The following is a 5,107-nucleotide window of genomic DNA, read 5'->3' as shown; positions in this document are numbered from 1 at the left end:
GCGAATGGGACCTGCGCTCCCGCGAGCAGCTGATCGACTTCGCCGAGAAGCACCAGATTCCGATCGCCAAGGACAAGCGCGGCGAGGCCCCGTTCTCCGTCGACGCCAACCTCCTGCACGCCTCCTCCGAGGGCAAGGTCCTGGAAGACCCCGCTCAGGAGGTGCCGGACTACGTGTATTCGCGCACCCTCTCGCCAGAGGAGGCGCCGGACACCCCGACGGTGATCCGCATCGGATTCGAGCGCGGCGACGCGGTGTCGATCGACGGCGAGAAGCTTTCGCCCGCGACCCTGCTGGCCAAGCTGAACGAGCTCGGGCGGGCCAACGGCATCGGCCGGCTCGACCTCGTCGAGAACCGCTTCGTCGGCATGAAGAGCCGGGGCATGTACGAGACGCCCGGCGGCACCATCCTGCTGCCGGCGCACCGCGCCATCGAGTCGATCACCCTCGACCGCGGTGCGGCGCACCTCAAGGACGAGCTCATGCCGAAATACGCCGAGCTCATCTACAACGGCTTCTGGTTCTCGCCGGAGCGCGAGATGCTGCAGGCGATGATCGACAAGTCGCAGGAGATGGTGACCGGAGAGGTCACCCTGAAGCTCTACAAGGGCGGCGTCCACGTGGTCGCCCGCACCTCGCCCAACTCGCTCTACGACCAGGAGCTCGTGACCTTCGAGGAAGGCGCGGTCGCCTATGACCACCGCGACGCGGCCGGCTTCATCAAGCTGAACGCGCTTCGGCTGCGCACGCTCGCTCAGCGCAAGCGCAAGCTCGCCCGCTGAGGCGCTACGGCGCGGGCCGGGGCTCCCCGGCCGCGGCGCGCGCTTCGCGGTCCAGCAGCGCGCGCTTGCGGTCGACGCCCCAGCGGTAGCCGGACAGGGCGCCGTCGCTGCGCACGACCCGGTGGCAGGGGATCGCCACCGCGACCTTGTTGGCGCCACAGGCCCGGGCCACCGCCCGCACCGACCGGGGCTCGCCGATGCGGCGGGCGAGGTCTTTGTAGCTCACCGTCTCGCCGGCCGGGACCAGCCGCAGGGCCTGCCAGACCCGCTCCTGGAAGGCCGTGCCGCGCAGGTCGAGCGGCAGGTCGAGGCCGAGCCCCGGCGCCTCGACGAGGCCCACCACGCTGGCCACCACGGCCTCGAAGCCGGCGTCGCCGCCGATCAGCCGGGCTTTCGGAAAGCGGTCCTGGAGGTCTCGGGCGAGCGCGTCCGGATCGTCCCCGATCAGGATGGCGCAGACACCCTTCGGGGTCTGGCCGACCAGGATCGAGCCGAGCGAGCACTCGCCGACCGCGAAGCGGATCTCCACCTCGGGGCCGCCGCTCCGGTAGGCGGTCGGGGTCATGCCGAGCACCGCGTCCGTCCGCTCGTAGAAGCGGCTCGAGGAGCTGAATCCCGCGTCATAGATGGCCTCCGTAACTGTGCCGTCGGGCCGGTCGAGTTCCAGGCGCAGGCGCCGGTTCCGGGCCGCCTCCGCATAGGCCCGCGGCGTCAGCCCCGCCACCGACCGGAACAGGCGGTGGAAGTGGAACGGGCTCAGCCCGGCCTCCCGGGCCAGGGTTTCGAGGGCTGGGGGCATCGCCGCGGCGTCGATGCGCCGGCAGGCGGCCGCGACCAGCCTGGCCTGCTCTTCCGCTCGCGATTCGGCCTCCGGGCGGCACCGGCGGCAGGGCCGCAGCCCGGCCGCCTCCGCCTCCTCGCAGCTCCGGTGAAAGCTGACGTTTTCGGGCCGGGCGAGCCGGGCCGGGCAGGAAGGCCGGCAATACACGCCGGTGGTCCGGACGCCGTACACGAAATGGCCGTCCTGCGACGGGTCGCGGCCCAGCACGGCCGGCCAGCGCGGGTCGCGCTCGGTCTGTTCGGCCCGGCTCGTCCGGTCGGAATGGGGAAGTGCCGGCATGAGGATCTCCTGGGCGCATCCGCACCCTAGCCGGCCGCCGCCGACCCGGCACTCCGGTCCTTGCGGCCGAACCCGCCGCCACGGCGCCCGCGGAGCATTCCGGGCGCCCGGGACGAACCGGGTACGTCTCAGGACGTTGAGCCGAAGCGGCGGATCACCGCGAGTTGAATCGGGGGAGATCATGGCGGGCGATGAGACGGAGCCGAAACGGGCCGACGCGACCCTGCCGAGGGACGTCCAGGAGCATCTCGGCCGGCGCTTGCGCACCCAGCTCCGGGTCGAGGAGGCGCCGCCAACCTTTCTCGGCGAAACAAGCGTTCCGGCCCAGTTCGAGCCCCTCGTTCGGCGCCTGGAGGCCGGGGAGCGGGGCGAACGCCAGGGCTACGAGGCGGTCCGGCGCGCCATCCTGACCACGGCCGGGGAGGGAGCGCACGAGCCGGACGCGGAGCCGGAGCCCGACCGGGAGCCCGGCTAGCCGCTTACCGGCCGGCCTGGCACTCGGCGCACAGAAAGGTCGAACGCCCCGCCTGGACGATGCGCCGCACGGTTGCCCGGCATCCCGGCGCCCGGCAGGCCTCGCCCTCCCGGCCATAGACGTGGAAATGCTGCTGGAAGGCGCCCGCCGTGCCGTCCACTGCGGCATGGTCGCGCAGCGTCGAGCCGCCGAACAGGATGGCCTCTTCCAAGACGGCCCGGATCTCCGCGGCGAGCCGATGCGCCCCGGCCCGCGGCCGGCCGGTCGGGCTGGCCAGCGACCCGGCCGGGGCCTCAGGCGACAGGCGCGCCCGGAACAAGGCTTCGCACACGTAGATGTTGCCGAGCCCGGCCACGAGGCGCTGGTCGAGCAGGGCGGCCTTGAGCGGAGTCTTGCGGCCGGCGAAGAGCCCCGCCAGCCGGGCTCCGTCGAGTTCGGCGCCGAGCGGTTCGATCCCCATCGCGGCGAAAGGCGGCGTCCGGCTGATCGTGTCGGAGGCGAGGAGGTCCATGAAGCCGAAGCGGCGCGCGTCGTTGTAGGCGACCCGGCCGCCGTCATCGAGGTGGAACACCACGTGGTCATGCACCGGCCGCGCGCCCGCGTGCTGGTAGAAACCGCCCGGCTCCTGGACGTCCTGGTCCCGCTCCACCCGGAACCGGCCGGTCATGCCGAGATGCATCACCAGCGTCTCGCCGGTGGAAAGCGGCAGCACCAGGTACTTGGCGCGACGGTCCACGCCGAGCACGGCCGCGCCCTCGAGGCGGCCCGCGAAGCGCGCCGGAAACGGGAACCGGAGATCGGGGCGGCGCTGCTCGACGCGGAGAAAGCGGCGCCCGGCCAAGGCAGGCGAAAGCCCCCGCCGCACCGTCTCCACTTCAGGAAGTTCCGGCATCCGTCTTGCCTCTGCGTGCTGCAACGTTGGATATGGGGGTGGCGCGCGTCGGCGCATCCAGCACCCCGGCAGGACCGCTCCCTTGCGGCACTCCGGGGCGCAGGTCTAAATTGCCGGGCCCGCGAGAAGCTGAACAGCACGGAACCTGAATGATCGCCGACGCCGAGATGATCGCGGATCGACGACGCCTTCGCCGCAAGCTCACGTTGTGGCGCGTGCTGGCCTTCGGGGCGCTCCTTGTGGCGGTCGGGACGGCTGGTCTCGTGGCAACCCGGCATTCCGGCGCTTTCACGTCCGGCCAGCAGATCGCCCGCATCTCCGTCTCCGGCCTGATTGCCGGCGACCAGCGCATGTCCGAACTCCTCCGCCGCGTGGGCGAGACCGGTTCCGTTGCCGGGGTCGTGGTGTCGATCTCGTCCCCGGGCGGCACGACGACCGGGTCCGAGGAGCTGTTCCGCGGCATCCGGGCGCTCGCCGCCCGCAAGCCCACTGTGGCCTTCGTGGACGGCACGGCCGCCTCCGGAGCCTACATCACCGCCCTGGGGGCGGATCGCATCGTCGCCCGGGAGACGTCGCTGATCGGCTCCATCGGCGTCCTGTTTCAGTATCCTGACCTGTCGAAGCTCCTGGCCACCGTCGGCGTTGCCGTGGAGGAGGTGAAGTCGAGCCCGCTCAAGGCCGAGCCCTCGCCCTTCCGCCCGGCCTCCCCGGAGGCCCGAGCGGCGCTCCAATCCGTGGTGGACGACACCTATTCCTGGTTCCGCGACCTCGTCCGCACACGCCGGAACATGTCCGAGGCCGAGGCCCGGCTGGTGTCGGACGGGCGGGTGTTCAGCGCCCGCCAGGCCTTGCCGCTCAAGCTCGTGGACCAGCTCGGTTCGGAGCAGGACGCGATCGAGTGGCTGGAACGCGAGCGGCAGGTGCCGCGCGGGCTGCCGGTGACCGACTGGAAGCCCCGCGGTCCGTCGACTTTCTCGCTGTGGACAGCCGCCGCCTTCGGAGCCGACCTGTTCGGCCTCGACCGGGCCGCCGCGACGCTCCGGACGGCCGCCGGGGCGGTGTCGGCGGCCGAACTGACCGGCCTGCTCGCGCTGTGGCAGCCGGGCCGCTCCGTCGACCGCTGAGCGTTGCGCATGATCAAATCGGAACTCGTCACCAAGATCGCGGCCCAGCATCCGCATCTCTACCAACGCGACATCGAAAATGTCGTGAACTCGATCCTCGACACGATCGCGAGCGCGCTGGCGCGGGGCGACCGGGTCGAACTGCGCGGTTTCGGGGCCTTTTCGGTGAAGACCCGCGACGCCCGCGCCGGCCGCAATCCCCGCACCGGCGAGGCGGTCTCCGTGTCGGAGAAGGCCATTCCGGTGTTCAAGACCGGCAAGGAGATGCGCAAGCGCCTGAACCTCGTCCCGCTTGAGGGGGCAGAGAGGGCCGATCCGGCTGCGGCCGCGTCGCTGCCCGCCGCCTAGACCTATCCGGAGCCCGTCATGCTGGCCTTTCTCAAGGCTCTTCTTCTTCTGCCGGTCGCCCTGTTGGTGATCCTGCTCTCCGTCGCCAACCGGGCGCCCGTCACGGTGTCGCTGGACCCGTTCAGCAAGGGCGCCCCGGAACTCGCGGTCACCGTGCCGCTCTATGCGCTGGTGCTGGCCGCCGTGGCGCTCGGCATGCTGATCGGCGGTGTGGCGGCCTGGATGGCGGGTGGACGGCAGCGCCAGGCCGGCCGTGCGTCCCGCCGCGAGGCGTCGCGGCTCCGCTCGGAAGCCGACCGGCTGCGGGCTTCTCTCGCCGCCTCGCGGGACCCGGCCCTGCCGCCGCCCCGGCCCGCTTCCTGAACC

7 protein-coding genes are annotated in these 5,107 nt (G+C 72.0%); 5 read left to right on the top strand and 2 right to left on the bottom strand.

All coding sequences use genetic code 11. The features are described from left to right. Positions 1–782, top strand: a 782-nt coding sequence (locus JWR86_RS17170; RefSeq protein WP_299567698.1) for an argininosuccinate synthase, incomplete at its 5' end; no start/stop codon positions are given. 4 nt (positions 783–786) lie between these two features. On the opposite strand, the gene ada is transcribed toward JWR86_RS17170, so the two are convergent. Beyond that, positions 787–1,902, bottom strand: a complete 1,116-nt coding sequence (gene ada, locus JWR86_RS17165) for a bifunctional DNA-binding transcriptional regulator/O6-methylguanine-DNA methyltransferase Ada (RefSeq protein ID WP_299567696.1) — start codon at positions 1,900–1,902, stop codon at positions 787–789. A gap of 181 nt (positions 1,903–2,083) precedes the next feature. Between ada and JWR86_RS17160 the strand changes: the two genes are divergently transcribed. Continuing rightward, complete coding sequence (locus JWR86_RS17160) at positions 2,084–2,377, top strand: hypothetical protein (protein ID WP_299567694.1); 294 nt, start codon at positions 2,084–2,086, stop codon at positions 2,375–2,377. Between the two features lie 4 nt (positions 2,378–2,381). On the opposite strand, the gene mutM is transcribed toward JWR86_RS17160, so the two are convergent. Beyond that, a complete protein-coding gene (gene mutM, locus JWR86_RS17155; protein WP_299567692.1) occupies positions 2,382–3,269 on the bottom strand; it encodes a bifunctional DNA-formamidopyrimidine glycosylase/DNA-(apurinic or apyrimidinic site) lyase in 888 nt (295 codons plus the stop codon). 149 nt (positions 3,270–3,418) lie between these two features. On the opposite strand from mutM, the gene sppA reads away from it, so the two are divergent. Genes sppA through JWR86_RS17140 form a run of 3 tightly spaced genes read left to right on the top strand, consistent with a single transcriptional unit; the run spans position 3,419 to position 5,104 of the window. Next, on the top strand, positions 3,419–4,393 hold the full coding sequence (gene sppA, locus JWR86_RS17150) for a signal peptide peptidase SppA (RefSeq protein ID WP_299567690.1): 975 nt from the start codon (positions 3,419–3,421) through the stop codon (positions 4,391–4,393). Positions 4,394–4,402: 9 nt separating this feature from the next. Continuing rightward, the gene (locus JWR86_RS17145) at positions 4,403–4,741 is read left to right on the top strand and encodes an integration host factor subunit beta (RefSeq protein ID WP_299567688.1); all 339 of its coding nucleotides are present in this window, start codon (positions 4,403–4,405) and stop codon (positions 4,739–4,741) included. 18 nt (positions 4,742–4,759) lie between these two features. Continuing rightward, positions 4,760–5,104 (top strand): LapA family protein, encoded by a 345-nt coding sequence (locus JWR86_RS17140; RefSeq protein ID WP_299567686.1) that lies wholly within the window; start codon positions 4,760–4,762, stop codon positions 5,102–5,104. The last annotated feature ends 3 nt before the right edge of the window (positions 5,105–5,107 follow it).

Source organism: Enterovirga sp., from assembly GCF_028290205.1.
GTDB lineage: Bacteria > Pseudomonadota > Alphaproteobacteria > Rhizobiales > Beijerinckiaceae > Enterovirga.
This window is presented reverse-complemented; position numbering and strand designations above follow the sequence as displayed.